Genomic DNA, 477 nt, shown 5'->3' with positions numbered 1-477 from the left:
GGTGCCGTTCTTCCAGACCAGGTCGCCGGAACCGTTGCGCCAGTTGTCGATGGTTTGGGCACCGGCGGCGGTGGCCAGAGCGGCGGTGGCGAACAACGCGGCGATTTTGTTGAGTTGTTTCATCGATGTCCTCTTCATGTGGGCGCAGCGGGTGCTGCAACGGGGGTTAAACAGCCAAGATTTCTGCGATCTTGCACTTGGAACATTCATTCTGCCACAAGCGCAAGGCACCGGATGTGACATGGGCGACTGCTTGTAACAGAGCGCAACCTGCCGAGACGGGTGTTGTCCAGCCGCAACAATTCAGAACCGGGGCCAGGACAGGCGGCGTCTGCCGGGCCGTGGCTTCGGCCCTCTTAAAATGTCGGATTGTCCGATCTTCCCAAGTCTGCGCCCATGACCTCTTTCGCCAAGGAAACCTTGCCCATCAGCCTCGAAGAGGAAATGCGCCGCAGCTACCTGGATTACGCCATGAGC

At 59.3% G+C, this 477-nt stretch carries 1 pseudogene; it reads right to left on the bottom strand.

The annotated features are described in order from the left end of the window. Positions 1-123: pseudogene (locus HA630_RS22800) on the bottom strand (OmpA family protein); the annotation flags it as partial. Between the last annotated feature and the right edge of the window lie 354 nt (positions 124-477).

It is taken from the genome of Aquabacterium sp. A08 (assembly GCF_011742065.1).
Note: the sequence above shows the minus strand (reverse complement) of the source record. Positions and strands in the feature narration are given on the sequence as shown.